The organism is Paractinoplanes abujensis, from assembly GCF_014204895.1.
GTDB classification, from domain to species: domain Bacteria; phylum Actinomycetota; class Actinomycetes; order Mycobacteriales; family Micromonosporaceae; genus Actinoplanes; species Actinoplanes abujensis.
In genome coordinates, this window is record NZ_JACHMF010000001.1 from 2,722,944 (window position 1) to 2,747,912 (window position 24,969).

At 72.5% G+C, this 24,969-nt stretch carries 28 protein-coding genes; 15 read left to right on the plus strand and 13 right to left on the minus strand.

The window, feature by feature from the left end; all coding sequences use genetic code 11:
• Positions 1-5 precede the first annotated feature (5 nt).
• The 3 genes from BKA14_RS12125 to BKA14_RS12135 are packed head-to-tail and all read left to right on the plus strand — an operon-like array spanning position 6 to position 3,077.
• Positions 6-953, plus strand: coding sequence for a hypothetical protein (locus tag BKA14_RS12125; RefSeq protein WP_184951022.1), 948 nt, complete (start codon positions 6-8; stop codon positions 951-953).
• Positions 934-2,514 (plus strand): GGDEF domain-containing protein, encoded by a 1,581-nt coding sequence (locus tag BKA14_RS45005; protein ID WP_184951023.1) that lies wholly within the window; start codon positions 934-936, stop codon positions 2,512-2,514. Before BKA14_RS12125 ends, BKA14_RS45005 begins: the two co-directional genes overlap by 20 nt.
• Positions 2,511-3,077, plus strand: coding sequence for a hypothetical protein (locus BKA14_RS12135; RefSeq protein WP_184951024.1), 567 nt, complete (start codon positions 2,511-2,513; stop codon positions 3,075-3,077). The genes BKA14_RS45005 and BKA14_RS12135 overlap by 4 nt, the downstream gene beginning before the upstream one ends.
• Before the next feature lie 3 nt (positions 3,078-3,080).
• On the opposite strand, the gene BKA14_RS12140 is transcribed toward BKA14_RS12135, so the two are convergent.
• Positions 3,081-3,449 carry a DUF2255 family protein gene (locus BKA14_RS12140; protein ID WP_184951025.1) on the minus strand — a complete coding sequence of 123 codons (369 nt, stop codon included), beginning with the start codon at positions 3,447-3,449 and terminating at the stop codon, positions 3,081-3,083.
• A 108-nt stretch (positions 3,450-3,557) separates the two neighbouring features.
• Between BKA14_RS12140 and BKA14_RS12145 the strand changes: the two genes are divergently transcribed.
• The gene (locus BKA14_RS12145; RefSeq protein ID WP_184951026.1) at positions 3,558-3,719 is read left to right on the plus strand and encodes a hypothetical protein; all 162 of its coding nucleotides are present in this window, start codon (positions 3,558-3,560) and stop codon (positions 3,717-3,719) included.
• Here BKA14_RS12145 and BKA14_RS12150 read toward each other — a convergent pair.
• Complete coding sequence (locus BKA14_RS12150; protein ID WP_184951027.1) at positions 3,689-3,994, minus strand: barstar family protein; 306 nt, start codon at positions 3,992-3,994, stop codon at positions 3,689-3,691. The genes BKA14_RS12145 and BKA14_RS12150 overlap by 31 nt on opposite strands.
• Before the next feature lie 18 nt (positions 3,995-4,012).
• Between BKA14_RS12150 and BKA14_RS12155 the strand changes: the two genes are divergently transcribed.
• On the plus strand, positions 4,013-4,357 hold the full coding sequence (locus BKA14_RS12155) for a hypothetical protein (RefSeq protein WP_184951028.1): 345 nt from the start codon (positions 4,013-4,015) through the stop codon (positions 4,355-4,357).
• Here BKA14_RS12155 and BKA14_RS12160 read toward each other — a convergent pair.
• Positions 4,347-5,204 (minus strand): alpha/beta fold hydrolase, encoded by an 858-nt coding sequence (locus BKA14_RS12160; protein ID WP_184951029.1) that lies wholly within the window; start codon positions 5,202-5,204, stop codon positions 4,347-4,349. The two genes, BKA14_RS12155 and BKA14_RS12160, sit on opposite strands and share 11 nt — an antisense overlap.
• A gap of 192 nt (positions 5,205-5,396) precedes the next feature.
• On the opposite strand from BKA14_RS12160, the gene BKA14_RS12165 reads away from it, so the two are divergent.
• From BKA14_RS12165 to BKA14_RS12185, 5 genes are all read left to right on the plus strand, one after another.
• Positions 5,397-6,629 carry an aminotransferase class I/II-fold pyridoxal phosphate-dependent enzyme gene (locus tag BKA14_RS12165; RefSeq protein WP_239093566.1) on the plus strand — a complete coding sequence of 411 codons (1,233 nt, stop codon included), beginning with the start codon at positions 5,397-5,399 and terminating at the stop codon, positions 6,627-6,629.
• Entirely contained in the window at positions 6,626-7,891 is a 1,266-nt protein-coding gene (gene paaK / locus BKA14_RS12170) for a phenylacetate--CoA ligase PaaK (RefSeq protein WP_184951030.1), read from the plus strand. Before BKA14_RS12165 ends, paaK begins: the two co-directional genes overlap by 4 nt.
• 79 nt (positions 7,892-7,970) lie before the next feature.
• Positions 7,971-8,750 (plus strand): sulfite exporter TauE/SafE family protein, encoded by a 780-nt coding sequence (locus BKA14_RS12175; protein WP_184951031.1) that lies wholly within the window; start codon positions 7,971-7,973, stop codon positions 8,748-8,750.
• A gap of 127 nt (positions 8,751-8,877) precedes the next feature.
• Positions 8,878-9,534 carry a DUF4142 domain-containing protein gene (locus BKA14_RS12180; protein ID WP_184951032.1) on the plus strand — a complete coding sequence of 219 codons (657 nt, stop codon included), beginning with the start codon at positions 8,878-8,880 and terminating at the stop codon, positions 9,532-9,534.
• Complete coding sequence (locus BKA14_RS12185; protein WP_184951033.1) at positions 9,531-10,247, plus strand: class F sortase; 717 nt, start codon at positions 9,531-9,533, stop codon at positions 10,245-10,247. The genes BKA14_RS12180 and BKA14_RS12185 overlap by 4 nt, the downstream gene beginning before the upstream one ends.
• Here BKA14_RS12185 and BKA14_RS12190 read toward each other — a convergent pair.
• The gene (locus BKA14_RS12190) at positions 10,234-11,313 is read right to left on the minus strand and encodes a M15 family metallopeptidase (protein ID WP_239093564.1); all 1,080 of its coding nucleotides are present in this window, start codon (positions 11,311-11,313) and stop codon (positions 10,234-10,236) included. The two genes, BKA14_RS12185 and BKA14_RS12190, sit on opposite strands and share 14 nt — an antisense overlap.
• Before the next feature lie 27 nt (positions 11,314-11,340).
• Positions 11,341-11,913 (minus strand): TetR/AcrR family transcriptional regulator, encoded by a 573-nt coding sequence (locus tag BKA14_RS12195; RefSeq protein WP_184951034.1) that lies wholly within the window; start codon positions 11,911-11,913, stop codon positions 11,341-11,343.
• An 89-nt stretch (positions 11,914-12,002) separates the two neighbouring features.
• Here BKA14_RS12195 and BKA14_RS12200 point away from each other — a divergent pair, with 89 nt between their 5' ends.
• Positions 12,003-12,941, plus strand: a complete 939-nt coding sequence (locus tag BKA14_RS12200; RefSeq protein WP_184951035.1) for an LLM class F420-dependent oxidoreductase — start codon at positions 12,003-12,005, stop codon at positions 12,939-12,941.
• Here the strand turns inward: BKA14_RS12200 and BKA14_RS12205 are convergent, their stop codons facing one another.
• Positions 12,942-13,538 (minus strand): TetR/AcrR family transcriptional regulator, encoded by a 597-nt coding sequence (locus tag BKA14_RS12205; RefSeq protein ID WP_184951036.1) that lies wholly within the window; start codon positions 13,536-13,538, stop codon positions 12,942-12,944.
• Between the two features lie 108 nt (positions 13,539-13,646).
• Here BKA14_RS12205 and BKA14_RS12210 point away from each other — a divergent pair, with 108 nt between their 5' ends.
• Positions 13,647-14,396, plus strand: a complete 750-nt coding sequence (locus BKA14_RS12210) for an SDR family oxidoreductase (protein ID WP_184951037.1) — start codon at positions 13,647-13,649, stop codon at positions 14,394-14,396.
• A gap of 51 nt (positions 14,397-14,447) precedes the next feature.
• Here BKA14_RS12210 and BKA14_RS12215 read toward each other — a convergent pair whose 3' ends face one another.
• The 5 genes from BKA14_RS12215 to BKA14_RS12235 form a co-directional block, all read right to left on the minus strand.
• Entirely contained in the window at positions 14,448-15,842 is a 1,395-nt protein-coding gene (locus BKA14_RS12215) for a serine hydrolase domain-containing protein (RefSeq protein WP_184951038.1), read from the minus strand.
• Positions 15,843-15,851: 9 nt separating this feature from the next.
• Entirely contained in the window at positions 15,852-18,671 is a 2,820-nt protein-coding gene (locus tag BKA14_RS12220) for a peroxidase family protein (RefSeq protein ID WP_184951039.1), read from the minus strand.
• A 53-nt stretch (positions 18,672-18,724) separates the two neighbouring features.
• Complete coding sequence (locus BKA14_RS12225; RefSeq protein WP_184951040.1) at positions 18,725-19,462, minus strand: hypothetical protein; 738 nt, start codon at positions 19,460-19,462, stop codon at positions 18,725-18,727.
• A gap of 173 nt (positions 19,463-19,635) precedes the next feature.
• Complete coding sequence (locus BKA14_RS12230) at positions 19,636-19,836, minus strand: hypothetical protein (protein ID WP_184951041.1); 201 nt, start codon at positions 19,834-19,836, stop codon at positions 19,636-19,638.
• Positions 19,837-19,876: 40 nt separating this feature from the next.
• Positions 19,877-20,656 carry an LLM class F420-dependent oxidoreductase gene (locus BKA14_RS12235; RefSeq protein WP_184951042.1) on the minus strand — a complete coding sequence of 260 codons (780 nt, stop codon included), beginning with the start codon at positions 20,654-20,656 and terminating at the stop codon, positions 19,877-19,879.
• Between the two features lie 100 nt (positions 20,657-20,756).
• Here BKA14_RS12235 and BKA14_RS12240 point away from each other — a divergent pair, with 100 nt between their 5' ends.
• Genes BKA14_RS12240 through BKA14_RS12250 form a run of 3 tightly spaced genes read left to right on the plus strand, consistent with a single transcriptional unit; the run spans position 20,757 to position 23,294 of the window.
• Positions 20,757-22,256, plus strand: coding sequence for an amidohydrolase family protein (locus tag BKA14_RS12240; protein WP_184951043.1), 1,500 nt, complete (start codon positions 20,757-20,759; stop codon positions 22,254-22,256).
• A gap of 48 nt (positions 22,257-22,304) precedes the next feature.
• Positions 22,305-22,493: a hypothetical protein gene (locus BKA14_RS12245; RefSeq protein ID WP_184951044.1), complete on the plus strand. Its 189-nt coding sequence runs from the start codon at positions 22,305-22,307 to the stop codon at positions 22,491-22,493.
• A 57-nt stretch (positions 22,494-22,550) separates the two neighbouring features.
• Positions 22,551-23,294, plus strand: a complete 744-nt coding sequence (locus tag BKA14_RS12250; RefSeq protein ID WP_184951045.1) for a hypothetical protein — start codon at positions 22,551-22,553, stop codon at positions 23,292-23,294.
• Positions 23,295-23,710: 416 nt separating this feature from the next.
• Here BKA14_RS12250 and BKA14_RS12255 read toward each other — a convergent pair whose 3' ends face one another.
• Both BKA14_RS12255 and BKA14_RS12260 read right to left on the minus strand, forming a co-directional pair.
• Entirely contained in the window at positions 23,711-24,388 is a 678-nt protein-coding gene (locus tag BKA14_RS12255) for a hypothetical protein (protein ID WP_184951046.1), read from the minus strand.
• A 97-nt stretch (positions 24,389-24,485) separates the two neighbouring features.
• Positions 24,486-24,887 (minus strand): PPOX class F420-dependent oxidoreductase, encoded by a 402-nt coding sequence (locus BKA14_RS12260; RefSeq protein WP_184951047.1) that lies wholly within the window; start codon positions 24,885-24,887, stop codon positions 24,486-24,488.
• Positions 24,888-24,969 lie beyond the last annotated feature (82 nt).

The following is a 24,969-nucleotide window of genomic DNA, read 5'->3' on the forward strand; positions in this document are numbered from 1 at the left end:
CTCTCGTGGTAGTCGCCGCGCGCTTCTCGTCCGCTGCGCTCGTCACCGCCGCCGCGGCCGGGGTCCTCGTGCTCGGGTCGCTGGGCGGGCGGGACGGCGGCGCGCCCGAGCTCGCCCGGATCTCGCTGGCCGCGGGCGACGGCGCGCTGTTCTCGGCCCGGCAGCTGGTGCCCGGGCACGAGGTCAGCAACTGTGTGCGGATCACCCACGCCGGCCGGGAGGTGCGCCTGCAGGCGGCCGACCTGAGCGGGCCGCTCGTGGCCGGCCTGCGGATGCGGGTCGAGCTGGGCACGGGCGGCACGCTGGGTGACTGCTCGGGCTTCACCGGCGCGACCGTCTACGAGGGGCCGCTGACCGGCCTGGCCGTCGCCGGTGGCGTGGCCACGGGGTGGACGCCGGCCACCACGGAGTCCCGCACCTACCGGCTGACCGTGGACGTCGCCGGCGACGACACCCTCCAGCACACGTCCGGCGGGGCGACGTTGCGGTGGCTGCTGAACCCGGGCGCGGGTGCCACGCCGAGGACCCCGACCGGCCCTGCGCCCACCAGCCCCGGACCCACGAGCAGCGTCACGCCCCCGCGGGGTGCCCCCGTGGCCGGGCAGCCGGCCGTGACCCCCTCGATCGGCGTCCCGCCCGTGACCCCGGTCGGCCCGGCCCGGTCCGGGACCCCCGCGCCCGGGGTCGCCGCGGAGCCGGGCGGCGAGGCCGGTCGCAGCCCGTGGAGCGAGTCGCTGGGCGCCGTCGTCCGGGGCGCCTGGCAGCTGCTCGACGCCACCGCGCGCCATCCCTGGCACCTGCTGTTCTCGCTGGCCGCGATGTGGCTGCTGCTGTTCGCCGTGGACCGCTCGGACCGGCGCGACCCCAAGCTGGCCCTGGCCCCCGTGCTGCGCGAGCCGTACCTGGAATTCACCGACAACAACGAGGTCGACCGTGGCGAACCGAAAGACTAGACCGGTCAAGCCGGGTGAGCTGGTGCCGGTGGCCGACCGGATCCAGTGGATGCTGGGCTGGCGGGCCGTCCTGGCCGTCGCGGTGCTGGCCACCTGGTGGTGGAGCGACGCCCCGGCGGGCACGGGGAGCACGTGGGCCGGTCTGGCGCTGGCCTGGCCGGCCGGGACGGCGCTGTCGATGCTCGCGCCGCGGGCGGGCCGGCGGATCGCCCGCGCCGCGCTGACCCTGTCCCTGCTGGGCGACGGTGTGCTGCTGGCCCTGGCGAAGTGGGCGCTGGGCGACCAGCAGCACGTCGTCGAGTTCCTGATCGTGCTGCACGCCGTGGCGGTCACGCTGCTGGCGTCGTTCCGCACCGGCGTACGGCTGGCGGTCTGGCACTGTTTCGTCGCTGTGCTCGTCATCGACGCCGTGATGCTCGAGATGCTGCCCGGCACCCCGTCGCCGACCCCGTGGGCGTTCTTCGGCGTGCTGTGGGCCGCCGTGGCCAGCACGGCCGGGTTCGCCGCGATGAACGAGCGCGAGTTGCGGCGGCGGCGCCACGACAGTGAGCAGCTGCGGCAGTTCGGCTTGCGCACCTCCACCGCCCCCGACGCCGTCACGGTCGCCGCCGCTCTGGCCGAGTTCGCGTACGAGGAAATGCCCGCCCGTAAAGCCGTGGTGCTGGCCCACGTGCAGCCGCCCACCGCAGGCGAGGGTGGCCACACCATCGGCGCGTACGTGGAGATGACCCGGACGACCCGGCTCGGCGCGCTCGGTGCGGACAGCGAACCGGGGCCGCGCTCGGTGATCCGGCAGGCCATGGCGTCGGGGCCGCTGCTGCTGCGCCGGCTCGACCCCGACGCGGATGCGTGGCTGGCCGCGATGCTGCCGGATGCGCGCAACGTCGCGGTGCTGCCGTTCACCATCGACAAGGTGGCCGGCGCGCTGGTCGTCGAGGTGCGCAAGGACCGCCTCGAGCGCCGGGTGCTGGAGACAGCCCTGCAGGCCACTTTGCACGCCTCGGTGGCGCTGGACCGGATCGTGCTGACCGAACACATCCGGGCCACCGCGGACACCGACGGCCTGACCCGGGTGGCCAACCGTAAACGCTTCGACGAGGCGTTCGCGGCCGAGCTGCGGCACGCCGCCGCGGGCGGGACCGACCTGGCCCTGGCGCTGGTCGACATCGACCACTTCAAACGGCTCAACGACACGTACGGGCACTTGACCGGCGACGAGGTGCTGCGCCTGGTGGCCGCCGCGGTCACGGGCGCGATCGGCGAGAACGACCTGGTGGCCCGGTACGGCGGCGAGGAGTTCGCCGTGGTCATGCCGGGCCGCGACGCCGTCTCCGCCCTGAGCGCGGCCGAGCGGATCCGGCTGGCCATCGGCGCGGTGGACACGGTGACCGCCGTGACGGCCAGCGTGGGCGTGGCGTCGTGCCCGGCACACGGCACCGACGCGGCGACCCTGATCGCGTCGGCCGACGCCGCCCTCTACGAGTCGAAGCGGGCCGGCCGCAACCGGGTCGCCTTCGCCGCGTCCGGGCCGGTCGACCGGCCGGCCGAGGTGGCGCGGTGACCACCCGGCGGCGGCGAAAGCTCGGCGTGGCGGTCCTCGGCGCGATCACCGCGTCGGCCGTCGTCTGGCAGGCCACGGACGCGGCCCTCAGCAACGACGTCGTGATCCCGGGCAACACGTGGACCAGCGGCGCCGTGACGCTGACGGACAACGACGCGGGCCGGGCCCTGTTCGACTCGGCCGACCTGGCCCCCGGTGCCGGCACGCCGCGCTGCATCGAGGTCACCTACACCGGTGACGTGGCGGCCGAGGTGCGGCTCTCCCTGACCGGCCTGGACGAGCACGGGCAGAACCTGGGCTCCCTGCTGCGGATGCGGATCGACCTCGGCTCGGGCTCGTCGTGCGCCGCCCCCGGCACGTGGACCACCGTCGGCGACGCCACCCTGCGGACCCTGGCCGGCAACGCGGGCTGGGTCAACGGCCTCGGACCGGGCCGGTGGCAGCCGACGGGCCGGAGCGCCGCGACCCGCCCCTACCGGTTCACGCCGGTGCTGGCCGACGACGACAGCGCACAGGGCGGCCGGGCCGGCTTCGGCTTCGTCTGGGAGGCGCGCAGCCTCTGACCCTCAAGACGCGGGCCGCAGCCGCAACGTGGAGAGCGCGGCGCTGTCGCTGACCATGTCGGCGACGCCACCGGTGTACTTGCCGCGGTAGGCCGCGTCGACCTCGCTGCGCGCCGTCTCCCCGACGTCCTCCACCAGCACGTCGGTCACCAGCCCACCGGCCCGCACCCGGGCCCGCCCGGTCCGCAGCACACCCCCGTACCAGCCGGTCTCCCGCCGGTGCCAGGTCCGCACGAACACCTCCCCGCCCGCGCACACGACCCAGATCGGGGTCCAGCGCCCCAAGCCGCCGTCACTGCGCCGCACAGCGATCTCAAGCTCCTGGGCACTCCCGATCGCTTTCAGGTCGTCCGTGCTCCACCGCTCGCCCATGCCCCCAGCTTGCCTCGCCGGCGGCTGCAGTGCCGCCACGACTTCGGCGCCGCACCAGGCGTCCAGAACCCGGTCGGGCCCACTCGGTGCAGGTGTCATAGTCGCGCCGTGAAGTTTGCGCTCGAGACGTTGCCGGACGCCATCGCCGCCCATGCCGAGACCTGGGCGCGGGCGGCGATGACCTGGCACACCCGGCCGGTCAGCTCCCATCACGGTGGCCGTATCCCGCCCGGCGCGATTCAGGCCGGCTGGGGTCCACCCAGCTCGTAGGTGAAGCGATCCGCCGGTTCACGATGCGCGTCCCGCTCGGCCACCTGGCGCAGCACCCGATCGACGCGCTCGAAGGCGAACGCCCCCATGGCCGCCCGGCTGGCCGCGGCCGCCGTCCAGACCAGATGCACCGGCCTCGGCACGTCGGTGGTCAGCCGATCCCACAACGCGTCCAGGTTCTTGCCGTAGTAGGGCCCGAAGTCGAGCAGCGCGGCCAGCTGCCGGTGCACGTCGGCCTCGCTCGCGATCCGGTCGCCGTCCATCTCCACCCGCATGCCCGGCACTATAGGCAGATGATTCGCGTCGATCAGGTGCACGTGCACGACGGGACGTCGGTGGCCCTGCTGGCGGGCGGCCGGACAGTGGTGCGGCTGCACGACCGGGAGGACGCCGAGGAAGTGTTCAACGGCGACGGCACCCTGGCGCACGGTGCCGTCAGCTCGTGGACCCTGCTCGGTGACGTGCTGACCTTCGAGTACAACCGGCGGGCGGCCGAGGCACTGGGTTTTCCCCGCGTGCACGAACTGCGCCTGGCGCTCGGCCCGCAGGACGTGAGCCGCGTGCGGGACACGCTGCTGGAGATTCTGAACGGCACCTGCTGCCGCGTCGAGACACCGGACGGCATCGTCACGGCTTGACCAGGATCAGGTCGGCCAGTTCCTCGGGCAGGCCCGGCGAGAAGCAGACGTGGCCCATTCCGGGCACGACGTGCAGGTCGGCCTGCGGGATGGCGGCGGCCAGGGCCTCGCCGTGGGCCGGGGCGTAGATCGGGTCCGCGTCGCCGGAGACGATCCTCGCCGGGGCCGTGATCGTGGACAGGGGCACGAGCCGGTCGGGGGTCAGCCACGTGCCGGCCCGCTGGTGGTGACCGGCCGCTTCGGGGTCGACGACCCGGGCCCAGCAGCGTTCGAGCATGGCCCGGGTGGCCGCCTCGTCCAGCGGGCGCTTGTCGCCGTTCATCACCCGGAACAGGGCGACGTCGGTCTCCACCCCGGGCGGGCTGTCCGCCGTCTCGTCCAGGTAGCGCAGGAACGCGGGGGCGGGCGGCGGCAACGGGGTCGGGGACGGCTCGCCGCGCCAGAGCGGCCCGGGGTCGTAGTCCATCGGCGTGCTCGTGATCAGTGTCAGCGACCGGACGCGGGCCGGCGCGTGCACGCCCAGCCACTGCGCGACCATGCCGCCCATCGAGAACCCGGCGATGTGGGCTGTGTCCAGCCCGTACGCGTCCAGCACGGCCAGCGCGTCCGCGGCCAGGCCGGCCAGCCCGTACGGGGATCGGTCGTAGTCGACGAGGCTGGAGCGCCCGGTGTCGCGGGAGTCGTAGCGGATCACCTGCACGCCCCGGCCGACGAGCCGCTCGATCAGCGCGTCGGGGCAGGTCAGGCTCTGCGCGGACGCCCCCATGAGCAGCAGGACGGCGGGCCGGTCGGGGTCGCCGGTCCGCTCGGTCCACAGGCGCAGCGGGCCGGCCGTGACGAAGGTCATGACCGCCGACCGTAGTCGATGCGCGGACCGGCGGCACCCGGTTAACGAGCGAAGATCCGTACGCCCGCAAAGCCGGTCCCCACCCTGCAGAAGATCGAACGGCTGGCGGGAATGCGATCGATCTGACTATTCAGATTGATCGACGATCTCCCGGGTACGGCCACGTTGATCACGTAAGGAAAGAGGTGCCCCGTGCCGGCCCAAACCCATGACATCGAAGACCTCCGCGTCAACAGCCGGATGTACGACGCCGTCATCGAAGAGATCGACGGCCGCCGCATCCGCATCGGCCAGGACTGGCTCGTGGACTGGGCGTCCTGCAACTACCTCGGCTTCGACCTGGACACCGAGATCATCGAGGCCGTCGAGCCGCAGCTGCGCCGCTGGGGCACCCATCCCAGCTGGTCGCGCATGCTGGGCAGCCCGCAGATCTATCCGCAGCTGGAGGAGCGGCTGACCGAGCTGCTCGGCGCCGAGGACGTGCTGCTGCTGCCGACGATCTCGCAGATCCACCTGGGCGTCATCCCGGCCCTGATCGGCCGGGGCACGCTCATCATGGAGAGCCGCGCCCACCGCACGATCTACGACGGCTGCGTCTTCGCGCGCGGCCAGGGCGCCACCATGAAACGCTTCCGCTCGGGTGACCTGGAGGAGCTGGAGCGCCTGCTCAAGGAGGCCACGGCCCGCCCGGTCATGGTGTGCATGGACGGCGTCAACAGCATGACCGGCGACATCCCCGATCTGACGAAGTACGCCGCGCTCTGCCGCGAGCACGACGCCGTGCTCTACGTCGACGACGCGCACGGCATGGGTGTCATCGGTGAGCGCAGCCCGATCGAGAGTTCCCCGTACGGCATGCGCGGCAACGCCATCGTCAAGCACGCGGGCGAATCGTACGACAACGTCATCCTCGTCGGCGGCTTCTCCAAGGCGTACTCGTCGCTGCTGGCCTTCCTGGCCCTGCCGACCGCGGCGAAGAACAAGCTCAAGGTCGACGCCCCGACCTACCTGTACTCGGGTCCGTCCCCGGTGGCCTCGCTGGCCACGGTCATGGCCGGGCTCGACGTCAACGACAAGCGCGGCGACGAGCTGCGAGGGCACCTTTATCGTCTGACGGCAAAACTGCTTTCCCACGTACGGGGAATGGGCGTGCACACTCTCAATGTGCACGACACACCGGTCGTCGAGATCCCCATCTCGCCCGAGCACGACCTGATCGCCGTGTCCGAGCGGCTGTGGCGGGCCGGGCAGTACGTGACGCTCGCGCCCTACCCCGGTGTGCCGCGCGACGAGATCGGTTTCCGGGTGCAGCTGACCGCCGCGCACACCGAGCAGCACGTCGACGACCTCAATGCCGTGCTGACGGAACTGGCCCGCGACGGGGCGCTGCGCCCGGCCGTACCGCAGCAGCGGCGCCCGGCATGACCGCGCTGGAGCCGATCGAGACGGCCTCGCGCGACGAGCTGCGGTCCCTGCAACTCGATCGGCTGCAGCGGACCCTGCGGCACGCGTACGAGAACGTGCCCCTCTACCGGCGCAAGTTCGACGACGCCGGGGTCAGCCCGTCGGACTGCCGCTCGCTGGAGGACCTCGCGCGGTTCCCCTTCACCACCAAGCAGGACCTGCGCGAGACGTACCCGTACGGGATGTTCGCCGTGCCCCGCGACCGGATCGCGCGCATCCACGCGTCGAGCGGCACCACCGGCCGCCCCACCGTGGTCGGTTACACCCGAGCCGACCTCGACATGTGGGCGGATGTGGTGGCCCGCTCGATCCGGGCCGCAGGCGGCCGTCCGGGCGACCGGGTGCACGTCGCGTACGGCTACGGTCTCTTCACCGGCGGGCTGGGCGCGCACTACGGCGCCGAACGGCTCGGCTGCACGGTGATCCCGGTGTCGGGCGGCATGACCGAGCGGCAGGTCCGCCTGATCGCCGACTTCGAGCCGGACATCATCATGGTCACCCCGAGCTACATGCTGACCATCGTCGACGAGATGGAGCGGCAGGGCCTCGACCCGCACGCGACGACGCTGCGGGTGGGCGTGTTCGGGGCCGAGCCGTGGACCGAGGACATGCGGGCCGAGATGGAGAGCCGGCTCGGCATCGACGCGGTCGACATCTACGGCCTGTCCGAGGTGATCGGGCCCGGGGTGGCCGCCGAGTGCGTGGAGACCAAGGACGGCCTGCACGTGTGGGAGGACCACTTCTATCCCGAGGTCATCGACCCGGGCACCGGTGCCGTGCGGCCGGACGGCGAGCAGGGCGAGCTGCTGTTCACCTCGCTCACCAAGGAGGCCATGCCGATCATCCGCTACCGCACGCGCGACCTGAGCCGGCTGCTGCCCGGCACGGCCCGCACGATGCGGCGCATGCAGCGGATCACCGGCCGCACCGACGACATGATGATCGTGCGGGGCGTCAACGTCTTCCCGACCCAGATCGAGGAGCTGATCCTGCGCGTGCCGGGGCTGGCTCCGCACTACCAGTGCGTGCTCACGCGTCCGGGCCGCATGGACGAGTTGACCGTACGGGTCGAGTCCCGGCCCGGCGCCAGCTCTGACGGCCGTGAGCTGGCCGCCCTGATCAAGCAGAACATCGGGGTCACGGCGGCCGTCGAGGTGCTGCCCCCGGACGGTCTGGAACGTTCCGTCGGCAAGGCCCGGCGCATCGTCGACGACCGGAACTGACCGCGGGTGGGCGCCCTCGCTGCGGGGCGACCACCCGCGGCGCGTCGGCCCGCGACGGCCGGGCGATAGAGTCCCGGCCGTGATCAGTGGTCTGCTCGCCTTCGCCGCCGGCCTGCTGATCGCCACCGTCACCACCCCCGTGGGCGTCTCCGGCGCGGTCTTTCTGCTTCCGGTGCAACTGAGCGTCCTGCACGTCCCCAGCCCCGCCGTCACCCCGACCAATCTGTTGTTCAACGTCGTCGCCGGTCCGGGTGCGCTGCTGCGGTTCCGGCGCACCGGAGGCCGGGCCGGGCCCCTGACCCGGCTGCTGCTGATCGGCACCGTGCCCGGTGTCCTCCTCGGCGCGATCATCCGCGTGTTCGCCGTGCCCGGCCCGCGCGTGTTCCGCCTCGTCGTCGCGGCCGTCCTGCTGCCGCTGGGTGTCTGGCTCTGTCTCCGCGCCGCGCGCCCCGCGGCCGCCCCGGGACCGGCGAGACCGCTGCCCGACCGGCTCGTGGTCGTCCTCGGCGTCGGCGCGGGTGCCATCGGGGGCATCTACGGCATCGGCGGCGGTTCCCTGCTGGGCCCGATCCTGGCCGGTCGCGGTATCCCGATGGCCCAGCTCGCTCCGGCCGTTCTGACCTCCACGTTCCTGACGTCCGTCGTGGGGGCGGCCGGCTACGGCGTTCTGGCCCTGATCACGACCGGCGACATCGCGCCGGACTGGCGGCTCGGGCTGCTCTGCGGCGCGGGTGGGCTCGTCGGCGGTTATCTCGGCGCCCACCTGCAACCGCACCTGCCCGAGCGGGCGCTGCGGTTCCTGCTCGGCGGCCTGGCCGCCGCCCTGGCCGTGCTCTACATCGTCCAGGCCCTCACCTGACATGTTGCGTCGATATCTTTTGTCCCTGCTCAGGAAAAACATCCAAGATTCTTTGAGTTGCGTCGATTTGCCTCGCATGGGGACTTCGGGTCCGGGTACCCGCCGCACCCGACGAAGGGATACCACAATGTTGATGCGACGTCTGGCGGTCCTGATCGCCGCCACCGGGCTGTTCGCCCTGTCCGGGACGGCCGCCCTGGCCGCACCCTCCGACCAGGACGCCACCTATCTCAAGGCGGCCCACCAGTCCAACCTGGCCGAGATCGCGGGTGGCAAGATCGCCCAGCAGAAGGGCACCACGGAGCAGGTCAAGAATCTGGGCGCGCGATTCATCGCCGACCACACCAAGCTCGACGCGGCCCTGCGCCAGACCGCCGAGGGTCTCGGTGTCGACCTGCCGTCGGCGCCCAACTCGGAGCAGCAGGCGCTGGCCGAGCGTTACCAGGCCGCGTCGGGTGACGACTTCGACGCCCTGTACGTCTCCACCCAGATGGACGCCCACATGAAGGCGATGAGCCTGGGCCGCACCGAGATCGCCGACGGCAGCGACGCCCGGGCGAAGAAGGTGGCGCAGGACGCCGCGCCGGTGATCGCGTCGCACCACGACGCGCTGAACGCGGCGGCCCGGGCCGTGGGCGTGCCGAGCGGGGTCGACAGCGGCACCGGCGGCACCGCCGACAACGGCGGGCTGAGCACGGCCGCGATCGGTCTGATCGGGATCGGCGCCCTGCTCGTCGTCGCGGCCGGACTGCTGCTGGTGCGGCGCCGGACCGTACGGGCATGACGATGCGCGATGCCGGTCGGCGGGTGGCGGGCCTGGCCGCGCTGGTGGTGGGCCTGACCGCGCTGGCGATCGGCGTCGCGACGCTGCACGAGCCCGGGAGGGTCCCCACGTCCGCGGGGGCCCTTCCGGGCGTCTCGCCGTCCTCGGCGGTTCCGGGCGCGGTGCCGTCCTCGGCGGTTCCGGGCGTCTCGCCCTCATCGGCAGTTCCGGGCGTCTCCTTCTCATCGGCGGCGACGCGGGCGGCACCGCCGAAGCCCGCCGGGCCCGTCCCCGAGATGCCCGGCCGCGTCGTGATCCCCGGCCTGAAGGTCGACGCCCCGGTCGATCCGGCCGGCGTGGAGCGCGGCGGCGAACTGCGGATCCCCGCCGACCCGGCCCGGCTGGGCTGGTGGATCGGGTCGGCCCGGCCCGGCGTGTCGCGCGGCACGGTCCTGATCGCCGGTCACGTCGACACGGCCGAGGACGGGCGGGGCGCGCTCTACTCGTTGGAGACCCTGCCCATGGGCGCCCGCATCGAGGTGCGGGCGGGCCGCACCACGTACGAGTACCGGGCCGTGGCCCGGCGCAGCTTCGTCAAGCGGCAGCTGCCCGCCGACGTGTTCAGCACCGCCACGTCACCGCGGCTGGTGCTGATCACGTGCGGCGGGGACTTCCGCGACGGGTCGTACTCGCACAATGTGCTGGTCTACGCCGAGCCGGTCAGCCGCCGGTGATCGACCAGTGCCACGGCTCCGAGGGCAGGTTGATGAACCCGTACGCCCTGGCGTGGGTCACCAGCCACTTGTAGCCGGTGCTGCTGCGGGTCAGGGTCCTGCCGTTCTGGCTGATGTCGACGGCCATGCCCAGCTCGTGCAGCGACCGGCCCGGGATGGCCGTCGGCACCCGGCACGAGGAGGACGGCGCGGTCCACACGTCGGGGCAGCCGTTGGACTTGCGCAGCTCGATCTGGCGCTCCTTGGTGCGGAAGCCGCCGCCGGAGAGCACGATGCCGTTGGCCCGGGCGTCGTCGAGCATCCGCCGGAAGGCGTACGCGACGCTGCGGTGCACGGTGATGCCGTTGACCTGCACGGTGTCGGCGACCACGAAGCCGGCCCGGGACTGTGTGACCACGTCCCGGCTGAGCGCCGAGGCCTGGGTGGCCAGCGAGTAGGCGGTCGGCAGCTGGGCCAGCTTCTGCTGGCTGAGCGTGACCGCGGCCGCGGCGGCGTCCCGGTTCGCGATGGCGGTGCCGAGCGTCGCGGTGGCCGTACGGGCATTGGTCCTGGCAGTGGTCAGCGCGGCGGCGGCCTGCTTGGCCTCGGCCTGACGCGTGGTCAGCGTCTTGGTCGCGGCGACCACCGCGTTCTTGGCCTTGGTGACGGCGGCTTTGTTGCGCGGCTTCTTGTTCGCCTTGGTCAGGTTCTGCTTGGCGGTGGTCAGGGCCGTCTGCGCGGCGGTGACCCGGGTCCTGGCGGTGGTGTCGGCGGTGGTGGCCGTGGTCAGGGCGGACTCGGCCACGATGCCGGCGTTGGTGGCGTTGGTGACCTCGCCGGCCCGGGTCACGACGGTGGCTTTCTGGGTGGCGATGGCGGCCTGCATCGTCGCGGCCGTCTGCTGGCGGGTCAGGCTGCGGTACATCAGCGTGTTCCAGGTCTGGGCCACCGCGGGCGGGGCGGCCTCGGCCGGCGCGGGCGCCGCGAGGGCGGTCAGGCCGAGGGCCAGCGCCGCGATCGGGAGGGTGATGGCCCGGCGGGCTCGGCGGATCGTCGGATCCGGTCGGAGTTCCTGTCGTGTCGTCACCCCGAAGAGACTCCGGGGCGGCGGTAGCTACGCCGTGCCCTGCGGGGTGCGGCCCGGTTGCGTCAGCGCGCGGGCCGCCTCGACCGCGCGGGCGACGAGGTCGTCGACCGGCACCGAGCGGCTGTCGAAGAAGCCCTCGCAATAGAGCGTCACGTAGCCCTGGGCGACGGCGATCGTGGCCTCCACCTGCCGGAACGCCTCGGTGTGGGTGGGGCCGGGGGCCAGCTCGAGCAGCGTGGAGATCAGGGCCCGGGTGTGTTCGCGGCGCTCGTCGTCCGGGACGGCGTACAGCTCGGCGGCGAAGATGACCGGGAAACCGGCGCCGGTACGGACGACGGAACGCACATAGGCCCCGGCCACCGCGAGCAGCCCGCCCGCCGGGTCGGCCAGGATGGCGGCCCGCAGATCCCGCGCGGCCACGGCCGACACCGCGCTCAGCAGGTGGGCCCGGTCGGGAAAGTGCCGGTACGGGGCGGCGGAGCTCACCCCGAGCCGGCGCGCGACCGCGGCCACCGAGAACTTGGCCAGGCCACCCTCGGCCAGCAGCTCGAAGCTGGCCGCGAGCAGCGCCGACCGGAGATCGCCGTGGTGGTACGACACGCCGCCCTCCCCGCTTGCGCCCGTGTTAGAGGGCTCTTACATTAACAAGCGATAGCCCTCTTCCATCAAGCGCCGCCCGTGGAGGACCTGTGACCATCCGGCTCGGATATCAGATTCCGAACTTCAGCTATCCCGGCGTCCCCGACGAGGACCTGTTCGGCACGGTCGTTGCACAGGCGCGCGAGGCCGAGGCCGCCGGTTTCGACACGGTGCTGGTGATGGACCACTTCTACCAACTGCCCGGCATCGGCTCGCCCGACCAGCCGATGCTGGAGTCGTACACCACGCTGGGCGCCCTGTCCGGGGCGACCTCCACGGTTCAGCTGTCAACACTGGTCACCGGCAACACGTATCGCAACCCGGCGATGCTGGCCAAGACCGTGACGACGCTCGACGTGGTCTCCAAGGGCCGGGCCGTGCTCGGCATCGGCGCCGGCTGGTTCGAGCGCGAGCACCACGACCTGGGCTACGAGTTCGGCACGTTCACCGAGCGGTTCGAGCGGCTCGGCGAGGCCCTGGCCATCATCGCCCCGATGCTCAAGGGCGAGGCGGCCACGTTCGAGGGGAAGTGGTACGTGGCCCGGGGCGCCATGAACAACCCGCGCGTGCGCCCGACCATCCCGATCATGCTGGGCGGCTCGGGTGAGCAGAAGACGTTCCGGCTGGCCGCGCGGTTCGCCGACCACATGAACATCATCTGCGACCTGGCCGACCTGCCCCGCAAGATCTCGGTCCTGCGGCAGCGCTGCGAGGAGATCGGCCGCGACCCGGCCACCCTGGCCACCAGCTTCCTGATCATGGGCATGGTCGGCGAGACCGAGCGGGAGGCCGAGGAACTGGGCCGGACGATCCCCGAGGACCGCCGCAACCGGGCCTTCCTGGGCACGCCCGACCAGGTGGCCGAGCAGATCCAGGAGAGAATCCTGGACGCCGGCGTCGACGGCATCTGCATCAACCTGATCCGCAACGGCCACCGCCCCGGCGTGGTCAGCGCGGTCGGCGCGGCGCTCCGGCCGCTGGTGAAGTAGTCATCCGGGCGACGGCACCGCCCGCAGGGCGAAATCGACCGTGGCATGCAGCGCGGCCCGATCGGCGCCGGCCGCGGCGTGCACGGCGTTGCCCTCGCTGACGGTCATGACGTAGCGCGCCAGGGCGATCGGGTCCGTTCCCGCGGGCAGGTCGCCCTCGTCGTGGGCGCGCCGCAGCCGGTCGGCCAGCGCCTCCTCCCCTGCGCGGCGGCTGCCGGCCAGGAAGCCCGCGACGGTGCCGTCGTCGCTGCCGAACGCGAGCCCGCCCTGGATCGACAGGCATCCCGCGGGCCGGTCGGGACGGGTCAGCGCGTCCGCGTTGGCCCGCAGGAACGTTTCGATCACCCCGTACGCGGTGGGTTGCCCGAGGGCCTCGCGCGCGTACGCCATGTCCTGCTCGGCGTAGCGCTTGACCGCCATCCGGAACAGTTCTTCCTTGTTGCCGAACGTGGCGTACATGCTCGGCCGGTTGATGCCCATGGCGCCGGTCAGATCCGACAGCGACGCCGCCTCGTAGCCGTGCCGCCAGAACACCTCGATGGCCCGGTCGAGTGCCACTTCCGCGTCGAACTTGCGGGGCCGCCCGCGCTCACCCATTCCCGCCTCCCACCGTGACGAAGCCTACTTTACCAAGGAGTACAAAAATGCGGCCGGGGTGGTAGCGTCCCATTTACATACCGAGCGATACAAAAAAGGGATGCAGTCATGGGACAGCTCGACGACAAGACCGCCCTCGTCACCGGCGCCACCTCCGGGATCGGCCTGGCCGCTGCCCGCCGGCTGGCCGCGGAGGGCGCGCACGTGTTCCTCACCGGTCGGCGCCAGGACGCGCTGGACGAGGCGGTGGCCGGAATCGGCGCGAACGCGACGGGCGTACGGGCCGACGTGTCGGACCTGGACGACCTGGACCGCGTCGCCGCGGCCGTCGGCGCGCGCGGCCGGGGCCTCGACGTGCTCTTCGCGAACGCCGGCGGGGGCGGGTTCGCCGCGCTGCCCGACATCACCTGGCAGCAGTACGCCGACACGTTCAGCACCAACGTGGCCGGCACCCTGTTCACCGTGCAGAAGGCACTGCCGCTGCTCAACCGGGGCTCGTCGGTGATCCTGACCGGCTCCAACATCGACGTCAAGGGCGCGGCCGCGTTCAGCGTCTACGCCGCCAGCAAGGCCGCGCTGCGCTCCTTCGCCCGCAGCTGGGCGGCCGAGCTGGTCGACCGGGGCATCCGGGTCAACACCGTCGCGCCCGGCCCGATCGCCACCCCCGGGCTGAGCGGCCTGGCCCCCGACCCGGAGGCGGCCGAGCAACTGCTCAAGGGCCTGGCCGCCGGCGTGCCGATGAACCGCCTGGGCACCCCCGACGAGATCGCCGGCGTCGTGCTCTTCCTGGCCTCCCCGGCCAGCTCGTACATGACCGGCGCGCAGATCTACGCGGACGGCGGGGCCAGCCAGGTTTAGGCCCTGTCCTGCCGATCACGCGGGGCTGCGGCGTGATCGGCAGGACAGGCCCTAAGCGACGTCGGGCCGGGTCAGCAACGGCTCCCGCAGATGCAGCTCGAGGCGGGGGCCGGTCAGCGGTTCGACGTTCCACGCGACGGTGGCCGTCCCGGCGGTCACCGTCAGCCGGACCCGGTGCGGGGTGGTGATGACGCACAGGTCGGCCACGAAGGTGTCACCCTGCCAGGCGCCGGCCGCCATTACCGGGCGGCCCAGCGGCGCGCTCTCCCGCCACTGCCCGTGCCCGGCCGCGATGACGAACAGCGAGCCGAAGCGCAGCCGCCAGCCGCCCCGCACCGGCTCGACCGTGACCGGCGTCCGGCCGGGCAGCACGTCGTTCCCGTCGACGGTGGCCGTGACGGTCGCCCCGGGCCCGGCCGTCCCGGCCACCATCGGCAACGCCAGCCCGCGCAGCCGTTCCGCGAGCCGGTCGTCGTCGGCGGCGCCGTCCGGCCGGTCCAGGCCCGGCAACAGGCAGTCCCAGAGCGCGTCGAACATGACCTGGGCCTCGGTCATGGCCGCGGTCGCCGCCACCACCAGCTCGTGCTCCGGGACGACCAGGCAGAGCTGGCCGTACGCGCCGTCCCCGCGGAACCCGTGCCGCGACATCCAGAACTGGTAGCCGTAGCCGTGCAGCCAGTCGGAGTTGTGCGCGCTCTCGTCCAGCGGCAGCGTGTCGATGTGGCGACGGGTGGCGAGCCGCACCCACTCCGACGGGATCAGCCCGCCGCCGTCGCGCCGCAGCAGCTCGCCGAACGCGGCCACGGCCTCGGTGGTCAGATGCAGCCCGTGGAACCCGAAGACAGCCCCACCGGCCACGCGGTCCCAGTCGGGCGGCTCGATGCCCATGGGCGTGAAGAGGCGCTCCTGCAGGAACTCCGGGAGCCCCCGCCCGGTCACCCGCTCCACCATCCGGGCCAGCACGTAGGTGGTCGCATTGTCGTACGTGTGCCGGGTGCCCTCGCCGTACGGGAACGGAACCCGCAGGAAACCCCTGGTCAGGTCGCCCGGCTCCAGCTGCCACGCCTCGGCCAGGCTGTCGTCGCCGTGCCCGGCCGTCATCGACAACAGGTGGTGCACGGTGAGCCGCCGGCCCTGCTCCGCGATGCCGGCCGGCACGTGCTCGGGCAGCACGTCGACCACCCGATCCCCCAGTGCGAGCAGCCCGTCCGCGATCGCCAGGCCGACCGCCGCCGAGGTGAACGACTTGGTCAGCGAGTAGAGCAGATGCGGCCGCTCGGCCGTGTAGGGGGCCCACCAGCCCTCGGCCACGACGTGCCCGCCCCGCACGACCATGAGCGAATGACACTCGGCCGACTCCGCCTCGAGCCGATCGAGCACCGCACCGAGCGCGCGGGACGAGACACCGGCCGCGGCCGGCGCCGACCGGGGCAACAGGGCAGGCATTCCGGCACCCTAACCGCCCGCCCCCGGACCGACATCCGCTTTTCCCGCCGGCTGCGTCGCCGCAGGTCGCCGGCGCCAGGGGGCGAAGGCGTTGTGCCCGGCGGGCAGGACGGCCGCCAGGTCCGGGCAGTGGCGGTGGATCAGGTCGGTCATCGTCGTGTTCGCGATCCGGTCGAGGCCGAACTGGGTGTAGATCTCGGGGCGGTAGTCGGCGGTCAGGAAGCGGTCGCTCTGCAGGCGGCGCGAGGCCATCAGGATGAACACGCGGAACGCCGTGTCGGAGAAGCCGAACCCCTCGGGCGGTGTCTCGGCGAACAGCCCGACCATGGTGTCGACCTCGTCGATGCTGCGGTAGACCGAGCGCAGCCGGGCCACGGTGGCCGGGTCGGCGGTCAGGTCCTCCCAGCGCGTGATGCGGGGCATGTGCAGGGCGGCCCGGAAGTCGTTGTACCGGGGCACGCCGCGCATCCGCGTGCGCACCAGGTCGACCACGGACAGGTCGACCAGTTCGCCCTCGCGTTCCAGGTCGAGCAGCGACAACGGGTAGTTGTGCAGGGTGATCGCGCCGGGGTGGGCCGTGCCGAACGAGTACAGCACGTTGGCCAGGCCCAGCGCGCGCAGTTCGTCGTCGGCACGTCCGCCCAGCAGGTCCCGGAACGTCCGCGCCCCGAGCGACTCACCGTCCGGGGTGGAGAAGACGTAGTCGTCCGGGATCAACGGGTGCATGCGGTAGACCGTGACGAAGTCCTCGGTCAGCGAATACGGCGCGCTGTGATGGTCGGGAGTGGTCTTCAGGATGCCGTGCAGCGCGTTCACGTCGGTCAGCCACAACCCGATCCGGCTGAGCAGGTCGTTGGCCGGCACACCGTTCCAGTTGACGTTCATGCCGCGTCGCAGCACGTCGGTGGCGAGGATCGCGGGCGTCCACTCGACCGTGTGGATCTTCGCGATCAGGGCCGCCACGATGAGCCGGGCGGTCTGGTAGATCCGCTCGTCGTCCCACTCCGGATTCCGCTCGCGCAGCGCATCGCACAGGAGGTTGTGCTCGCGTGCGAACAGCGTGTGCATGCTGCTCAGGCCCAGCCACCAGGCCTCGTTGAAACCGGTGAGCTCCGACCCGGCCACGTCGACCGGCAGATAGCCCTCCGGCGTGAGCCTGATCTTCGCGCCGTCGCGCAGTTCGCGGGCCTTGGCCGTGCCGGTGCCGTAGACCTCGGAGCCGTCCCACCAGTGCGAGGCGACGTTGCCGCCCGTCGCACCGCCGACGTTGCCGCCGATGCGCATCTGGAGTTCGAGCGGGCCGCCGGGTGTGTTGGCCCAGCCCGCCATGCCGGGCGGGAGCGGCACCCGTACGTCGTGCGGGCCGCCCAGCGGGTGGCGGGCGTGCACGACCCAGTCGTGCACCTGGAATTGGATCCACGCGGCGGCCAGGATGTTGAGCGACGTGGCCGGCCGGAACGTGTCGCGGCGCAGCAACTCGCGGCTGACCAGGATCGGGTTGGGCTCGTTGACCAGGCCGGGGCGGGGCAGGGCGGGCACGTTGCGGCCGAACGCGGCACCGGCGGCGCCCATGCCGGGCGCCGACAAGTCGTTCCAGCGGCCGTCGTGCGTCCGGAAGACGCGTTCCTCCTCGGCCGGCGGCACGGGCACGTCCCGTACGCGGGGCGGGGCCTCCCGGTTCTCGGTGTCGATCAGGTTGTCGCGGCGCAGCACGTCGCGCAGGGCGGCCAGGTTGAGCAGGGCGAGCGCGTCGGGCAGCCGGTGCCAGGGCCGGAACCGGTTGACCACCCCGAAGATCTTGACCATCGCGGCACTGGCGATCGTGTTGCGGATCGGCACGTCGGTCAGCCAGCGCTGCCGATCGCGGTGGGCGGCGCTGGCGTCGTACGCGGCCTTGCGGACCCGGTTCAGGTTGCCCAGCGGGCGGAAGTCGCCGGTGGTGTTCCACGGGTTGAAGCGCATCGCGTGCACGACCGGGTTGTCACAGGAACCCGCACGGATGGTCAGCGTGGCCACGGGTTCCGGCGGCGCCTGGGGCGACCGCCAGTCGACGGCGGCGTCCTCGATGGGTGTCTCCTGCGGGCTGCGGAAGCGTTGCACGCACAGCTCGAATCGCACATCGCCGCGTTGCAGCCGCGCGCCCATCTCGGCGGTCAGGAAGTCGGGGCCGTCCGGTGGCGGTGGCGCCTCGGCGGGCAGCGGCCGCAGAAGGTACTGCACCGCCAGTTCGCCGCCCCAGGTGATCGGGATGCGGCTCCAGTAGGTCTCCGTGGCCACGCTGCCGATGCGGCGGCGGGCCGCCAGGACGTTACGGGCCATCCGGATGGTCTCGCCCGGCCCGAGCACGACCATGAGCCGGGCCAGGCCGAGGTAGCGGCCCGGTCCGCCGCCCGCGGTGGCCACCGCGAACTCGGCGAACTGGCGGGCGTCGCGGGCGTGCGACACCGGCGCGTTGGTCATCAGCAGATCGTGCTGCTCGTCCGCGCTCGCCGCGATCCGCAGCGCGGCGCCCCGCAGGTCGGGTTCGCGGTCGTCGAGGATGCGGCCCTCGGCGTTGCTGAACCGGACCGCCGCACGGTACACCGCGCCCGGCTGCGCGAACCCGACGCGCAGCTCGGGCGGGAGGTCGTCACGGAACCGCAGCTCCGCGTCGTCCACGGCGTACGTGCCCTTGGCCTGAAAACCGGCGACGATCGGCTTGCCGCCGCGGCTGTTCTTGAGCTGGGTGCGCATGATCTGCACAGCCATCCGTTCGAACAGCCGCCGCTCGGCCTCGGGCGAACCGCCCAGGTAGACCTCGCGCCACTGGACCCTGGTGCCCGTTGTCATCGGGACACTATGGACCTGGCCCCCGGCCGGCGCTGTCGCCTACCCGATCCTCGTCACTTCTTGAGCTTGTCCAGGTCGACCACGTCGGCCGCGGCGGGGGCCTTGATGTCGGCGAACGTCTCGCCGTACTCGGAGAAGGTCAGCGCGCCGTCGGCCGGGGTCGGGCCCTCCAGCTTCAGCGGGAGCGGCTCGCCGGTGGTGGCGACGTAGAGCGTGCCGTCGCTGTCGGCACCGCCGTCGGTCAGCCCGATGGCCGGCTTGCCGTCGATGTCCTTGGTCGCGCCCTTGGTGACCGGGCCGTCGGCGTCGAGCAGCTCGCCGATGTCGGTGATGGTGAACATGCTCTCGAAGCTCTTGTCGCTCGCCTTGACCAGCACCCAGCGGTCGCCGATGAGCTGAGCGACGGCGGGGCCCTGCTCGCCACCGGTCATCTTCCAGAACGCCGCGTCGGGCTTGATGTACTTCTTGCCGTCGACGGCCAGCAGCTTGACCCGCGGCCCGTCCAGCGACATCGTGCCCAGGACCTCTTCCCCCGCGACCTTGAAGTCGAGGCCGATCTTGCCTTCCTCGGCCTTCATCGAGCCCTTGAGGTGGAACGACTTGGACTGCGCGAGGGCGGCCTTGGCCTTCTCGAGGATCTGCGCGCCCTCGAGGGCCTCGACGCCGTTGCCCTTGGGCGCCGCGGCGGGCTCCTCGAACGTCGCGCCCTCGTCCTTCTGCCCGGCACAGCCGGTGGCCAGCAGCGCGGCCGTGGTCAGGCCGGCCAGCGCGCCGACAAGTCTGCTTTTCATGGTTGCGTCCCCGTTCGGTTGCCCCGCTCGACTGGTGCCGATCAGTGGCGCGCCCAAGGTACAGGGGCCGCACAGCGGACTCACAGGCGACCGCCCCTCGGCCGTTCAGGCCACTCGGGGCAGGTCACCTGCTTGTGACGGGGGAATCCGCGGGCTGATTCCCGACAGCCCGGCTACGCCGGCTCGGGCACCCCACCCGGATCGGGGCCGGGCTCGGCGGGCACCGGCTCCACCGGCACGGGAACGGGCGACGGCTCGGCCGGCGGCGGGGGCAGCGGGTCCGGGCTGCCCGGCTCCAGCTCGCCCGGGTCGTCCGGGATCGGCGCCCCCGGGTCGAGCGGCGGGTATTTGTCCGGGTCAGACGGAATACTCATGCCCGTCCCACCTACCCCCGTGATCTTTCGTCAAACCCGGTCACCCGTTCACGGCGTCTCGCCAGACGAGCCATTCGCGCAGGTCGGAGAGGTCGTAGTCGGGGCCGCTGGCGCTCACGGTGAACAGCGAGACGCCCAGGTTGAGCAGCGTGGGTCCGACGTCGGCGGGCTTGCCCTGGGCGGCGGTGGAGATCTCGATCTCGGCCGGGTCGCGGCCCACGTCGGCGCAGTGCTGCCGGAGGATGCCGACCTTGCGCTCGACGGTCTCGGCGTCGCCGAAGCCGTGCCAGATGTCGGCGTGCCGGGCCACCAGGCGCAGGGTCTTCTTCTCGCCGCCCCCGCCGATCAGCACGGGGATCTTGCGGGTGGGCGCGGGGTTGAGCTTGGCGAACCGCGACTCGATCCGCGGCAGCGCCTCGGCCAGCGCGTCCAGACGGCCGCCGGCCGTGCCGAACTCGTAGCCGTACTCCTGGTAGTCCTTCTCGAACCACCCCGAGCCGATGCCCAGGATGAGCCGGCCCTCGCTGACGTGGTCGACGGTGCGGGCCATGTCGGCCAGCAGCTCCGGGTTGCGGTAACTGTTACAGGTGACCAGGGCGCCGATCTCGGCCCGGGAGGTCTGCTCGGCCCAGGCGGCCAGCATCGTCCAGCACTCGAAGTGCAGACCCTCGGGCTCGCCGCGCAGCGGATAGAAGTGATCCCAGTTGAACAGGATGTCGACGCCGAGCTCCTCGGCCTCGCGGACGGCACGACGGATGGTCTGGTAGTCGGCGTGCTGGGGCTGGATCTGCAGTCCGACGCGGACGGGCCTCGAAGTCATGATCGCCAGCGTAGGCGCTTTTCCCGGTGGTGCCAGGTATACCGCAAGCCGGGGCCCAGTACCCGTGTGCCGGCCGGGGCAAGCGACGAGCATCGTCGGCATGGGAATCACACGACGCACACTGATGGCCTCCGCCGCCGCCGCCACCGTCGCCGCGCCGGCCGTAGCCGCCGGGGCCGCCCCGTCCGGCACCCTGGCGATCACCGGGGTCACCGTGATCGACGCGACCGGTCGCCGGCGGGGGCAGACCGTGCTGGTGCGCGACGGCCGCATCCTCGACGCCGGCCGCCTCGGCGTGCCGCACGACGCCCACGTGGTCGACGGCCGCCGGAAATACCTGATCCCCGGCCTGGCCGACATGCATTCCCACGCCACCGGCATCGACCCCACCGACCCCGAGCTGTATGTGGTCAACGGCGTCACCACCACCCGCGAGATGTCGGCCAACGAGCCCGCCATCGGCTGGCAGCGGGAGATCGAGTCCGGCGTACGGGTGGGGCCGCGCTGGGTCGTCGGCAGCGCGATCGTGGACGGCTCACCGTCGCTGTGGGAAGGCCTCGGCGTGCCGTACGTCGCGGTGGCCGGCGCGGCCCAGGCCCGGGCGGCCGTCCGGGCCCAGGCGGCGGCCGGGGCGGCGTTCATCAAGACGTACAGCCGGCTCAGCCGCGAGTCGTTCCACGCGATCGCCGCCGAGTCGCGCCGGGTGGGCCTGCCGTTCCTGGGTCACGTCCCCGACGTCGTGCCGGTCACCGAGGCCAGCGACGCCGGGCTGCACACCGTCGAACACCTCTTCGAGTTCTTCTACGACACGTCGCGCGACGAGGAACGGCTGCGGCGCGAGATCGCGCGCATCCGGGTGGCCGGGGGCGAGTACGCCGGCTGGTTCACGAAGCTGCATCCGGTCGAATTCGCGGCCGCGCGCAGCCACGACCGGGACAAGGCGGCCCGGCTGTTCGAGCGGCTGGCCCGCAACGGCACCCGGGTCACGCCGACGCTGACCGTGCACCGGACCTGCGACACCCCGCAGGACGTGCCGCACGACGACCCGCGGTTTCGTTACGTCAGCGCCGACATGCTGGCGTACTGGCAGTGGTGCACCGACACGATCTACCTCAAGGGACGCTCGGCCCGGGAGACCACCGAGCGGCGGGAGACGTTCGCCCGGCGGCTGCGCCTGGCCGCCGAGATGGCCCGGGCCGGGGTGCCGCTGCTGACGGGCACCGACCTCGGCACGTCCTACCTGATGCCCGGCTTCAGCCTGCACGACGAGCTGCGCTTGCTGGTGCGGGCGGGCATCCCGGCGGCGCAGGTGCTGCGGGCGGCCACCCTGGAGCCGGCGCTCAGCCTGGGGCGTCACGACCAGGGCCTGGTGACCCGCGGGCACGTCGCCGACCTGGTGCTGCTCGACGCCGACCCGCTGCGCGACATCGCCGCCACTTCCCGGATCGACAGCGTTCTCGTACGGGGCCGGTTGCTCGGCCCGGCCGCCCGCAAGCGGATGCTGGCCGACGTCGAAGCCACGGTCCGGGCCAAACCCGCAACCGGAGTGCTGCCGGTGGCCGCCGGATGTGCCTGCCACACCCCCGTCTCCCGGGTCTGATCGCGTGGCGCGCTGGGCGGTACGCCGATCAGTCGCTATGTTGGACACATGGTGACGGGTGTGCTGCTCAGCGCGATGCTGCTGCTCATCCTGTCCTTCATCAGGCGCACCGCTCCCACTGTGGAGTTCCGGACCGCTGTCGCCGCCCTCCCGGTGCCGGTCCCCGCGCCGGTTCTGCTCTCGCAGTTCGCCGCCGCTGTCCGCGGCTCCCGCGCGCCTCCCGTCGCGTCCGCCTGACCGTCCTCCGACGGTCACATGTGGCCATCGACGACCTTCTCGCGGACGGACACCCTCATGAACGTGGTTGCGGAAATGCTGCTCAACGACCCGGCCCCGGCCGCCATCTGGGCCACACTGATCGTGCTGACCTTCCCGGCCCTGCTCGTGCTGGGCAGCCCCGAAGCCATGCGCCACCCCGGCCGCATGCTGCGCGACGTCCTCACCGCTCTGCGCCGCCACCCCGCCCCCTCCCCTTCGACCTGTTCGCCGGCGTGGGCGTCCGAAGTGCGGGTGGCCGCCGACCGCGCCGCCGTGGCCGCCCAGCGCTGGCGAGACCTGTGGGAGCAGGCCGAAACCACGATGGCCGCCGCCTACGACGCCTGGCTCGAAGCCGACGCCCGCCTGCGCACCGTCACCGTCGCGGCCCGCTGGGGCACCCCGTGGTCGGCCCCCACCTGCGCCGAGTACGCCTCCCGCGAACGCTTCCTGCACCAGGCCGTGGCCGCCGCCTGCGCCCGGGGCGACCTGCCCGCCGAGGCCCTGACCGACGCCCAGGCCGGCCGCAACGGCTGGGACGCCCGCCTGCACCCCGTCGACCAGGAACTGGTCATCGCCAAGGCCGCCGCCGCATACCGCCGCCACTGCTACGACCAGGCCGCCACCGCCGAACGCACCGCCTGGCACGACGCCGATCTGGCCCGCCGGGCCAGCAGCAGCCTCCAGCACGAGGCCGAGCTCGCCACGGCCCCGGCCGACCTGCCCTCCCCCACCACCGCCGGCATCTCCACCCACCGGCCTGTGGCGGTCCCCGCCCTCTGACCTCCCCACGGCCCCACAGTCCCTCTCCGCCCGGCCAGACGCGCGATCGAGGTTGCCGACGTGCCGGCCCACCCCGAACCCGGTGAAGTCCACTACCCGTCCACAGTCGCGGCTCGACGGCGCCTCGGGTACACCGGCGTGGCCGCTCGAATCGTGGCCGGCGCTGACTCCGGGCGTGCCCTCGAGCGGCTCCGCTCTCAAGACACGAACACGACCCACACTGCGCAACGCGGCACGCAGATTACGGCCAGCTCCCGCACCGTGCGAACACCGCGCCCGCCAGGCAATGTGCGAACCCAACGCACAGCGCTGCCCGTCGCGCGCGAACACAACGCGCGAATGCCGCTCTCCAGATACGAACGAAACGCGCACCATGTGAGCGGCAATGCTGGTGGAGGTGGCCGGAGCTCATGGGGCTAATTCGGGTGGGGGCGGTAGCAGCAGTCCGAGCAGATTCGGGGCTCGGGGAGAGTGAAGGCGAGGCAGCACGTCCTGCGGCGGAGCCGGCCGTGTTCCCACTCGATCAGGTCCTGCAGGTCGAGCGCCTTCAGGAGGGTGTCGATGTCGTCGGTGGAGGCGCCGGGCACGGCGCGGACGGCGTGCCGGGTGGCGTGGGCCAGGCCGGCCGAGAGGGAGCCGAGCAGGGGGCGGCGGGCGATGCGCACCTCGCGCTGGAAGGCGTCGAGCAGTGGGGTGACGTGTTCGTCGAGCAGCACGCGACGCAGCGCCGACGGGTCGTCGTGGGTGAACGGGATGCCGGGACGCAGGCCGATGCGGACGGGCGCGTCGGGCGCGTCCAGTCGCACCAGCACCTGGGCGGCCGTCAGGTGGGGGACGCGGCGGGCCACCACCCAGCCGAAGGCGGCGGGCAGCGACAGCCAGTAGGAGTAGGCCTTCCACATCAGAGCGGCGGCCACGTGGGGGCGGGCGTCCCAGCGGCGCCGGGCCGCGGTCACCAGCAGGGTGATGTCCGCGCCGGTGAGGTCGGTGGCGGGAATCCAGCCGTCGGGGTCGGGCACGACCAGACCCGGGGCCAGACCCGCGAGGGTGCTGGTGCCGAAGGCGCGCCCGATGGCGGCCAGGAGATCGTCCACTGACGCTGTATACCCGGCCCCGTCGCCGCGACGCATCCCGCGCGAGCCCCCGGGCCGCACGATCGGCGGCAGCGCCCGGGGCCCCGCGCGGCTGACGTCAGCTCCAGGGGGCGTGGATGACCTTGTCGACGGCGATGGTCATGATCACGCGGACCTGGTCGCGGCCGCCGAACCACGGGTAGGGGCCGCCGAGGTATTTCCGGGCCAGTTGCTCGATGTGTTCGGCGCCGCCCTCGGGGGTCACGCTCACGACGTGGCCCTTGACCGAGTAGTAGTCGGACGCGTTGCCGGGGTCGGTCACGATCACCGAGACGCGCGGGTCGCGTTCGACGTTGCGCACTTTGCGGAAGCCCTCGACCGTGTTGATCACGATGTGCTCGCCGTCGGTGCCGACCCAGGTCTCGGTCAGTTGCGGGGAGCCGTCGGGGTCGGTGGTCGCGATGAAGCAGGGGCTGGGCTGGTTGAGCAGCTTGAGAAGGCCGTCGGGCAAGATCGTCACGTGTTCCGACTGTACGCCGCCGGGATCGTCACGCAACCGTCATGGAGCCGCGCAGGACTCGCCAATCGCCGGGGTGACTGTG

Coding starts and splice junctions, on each gene's coding strand:
- BKA14_RS12180 (WP_184951032.1), top strand. CDS start 8,878: ATGTTGATGCGACGTCTGGCGGTCCTGATCGCCGCCACCGGGCTGTTC.
- BKA14_RS12155 (WP_184951028.1), top strand. CDS start 4,013: ATGATTCGCGTCGATCAGGTGCACGTGCACGACGGGACGTCGGTGGCC.
- BKA14_RS12235 (WP_184951042.1), bottom strand. CDS start 20,656: ATGACTTCGAGGCCCGTCCGCGTCGGACTGCAGATCCAGCCCCAGCAC.
- paaK (WP_184951030.1), top strand. CDS start 6,626: ATGACCGCGCTGGAGCCGATCGAGACGGCCTCGCGCGACGAGCTGCGG.
- BKA14_RS12210 (WP_184951037.1), top strand. CDS start 13,647: ATGGGACAGCTCGACGACAAGACCGCCCTCGTCACCGGCGCCACCTCC.
- BKA14_RS12205 (WP_184951036.1), bottom strand. CDS start 13,538: ATGGGTGAGCGCGGGCGGCCCCGCAAGTTCGACGCGGAAGTGGCACTC.
- BKA14_RS12140 (WP_184951025.1), bottom strand. CDS start 3,449: ATGGGCGAGCGGTGGAGCACGGACGACCTGAAAGCGATCGGGAGTGCC.
- BKA14_RS12220 (WP_184951039.1), bottom strand. CDS start 18,671: ATGACAACGGGCACCAGGGTCCAGTGGCGCGAGGTCTACCTGGGCGGT.
- BKA14_RS12215 (WP_184951038.1), bottom strand. CDS start 15,842: ATGCCTGCCCTGTTGCCCCGGTCGGCGCCGGCCGCGGCCGGTGTCTCG.
- BKA14_RS12225 (WP_184951040.1), bottom strand. CDS start 19,462: ATGAAAAGCAGACTTGTCGGCGCGCTGGCCGGCCTGACCACGGCCGCG.
- BKA14_RS12150 (WP_184951027.1), bottom strand. CDS start 3,994: ATGCGGGTGGAGATGGACGGCGACCGGATCGCGAGCGAGGCCGACGTG.
- BKA14_RS12230 (WP_184951041.1), bottom strand. CDS start 19,836: ATGAGTATTCCGTCTGACCCGGACAAATACCCGCCGCTCGACCCGGGG.
- BKA14_RS12185 (WP_184951033.1), top strand. CDS start 9,531: ATGACGATGCGCGATGCCGGTCGGCGGGTGGCGGGCCTGGCCGCGCTG.
- BKA14_RS12240 (WP_184951043.1), top strand. CDS start 20,757: ATGGGAATCACACGACGCACACTGATGGCCTCCGCCGCCGCCGCCACC.
- BKA14_RS12245 (WP_184951044.1), top strand. CDS start 22,305: ATGGTGACGGGTGTGCTGCTCAGCGCGATGCTGCTGCTCATCCTGTCC.
- BKA14_RS12160 (WP_184951029.1), bottom strand. CDS start 5,204: ATGACCTTCGTCACGGCCGGCCCGCTGCGCCTGTGGACCGAGCGGACC.
- BKA14_RS12250 (WP_184951045.1), top strand. CDS start 22,551: ATGAACGTGGTTGCGGAAATGCTGCTCAACGACCCGGCCCCGGCCGCC.